The sequence below is a fragment of the Neisseria sp. P0022.S009 genome (assembly GCF_051956675.1).
In the GTDB taxonomy this organism is placed as follows: domain Bacteria; phylum Pseudomonadota; class Gammaproteobacteria; order Burkholderiales; family Neisseriaceae; genus Neisseria.
On sequence record NZ_JBQCXE010000114.1, the window covers coordinates 1 to 232 of the forward strand.

Sequence of the window (232 nt, forward strand, 5' to 3'; positions counted from 1 at the left end):
GCAGGCGGTCCTAGCCTGACCAAGTCCGGTATCGATGCCGCCGGTAACAAAGTGACCAACGTGGCCGACGGCGACCTCAATGCCAACAGCAAAGACGCCGTTAACGGCAGCCAACTGTTTGCGACCAACCAAAACGTCGCCAACAACGCCGCCAACATCGCCAAAGGTCTGAATATTGCCGCCGACAACGGCAGCGACGACAACGTCCAACTGGGCGAAACCGTTGCCTACC

Annotated in this window: 1 pseudogene; it reads left to right on the plus strand. The window is 59.1% G+C overall.

Annotation, left to right across the window (positions count from 1 at the left end):
• A pseudogene (locus ACTHUG_RS11685) lies at nucleotides 1-232 on the plus strand (hypothetical protein); the annotation flags it as partial.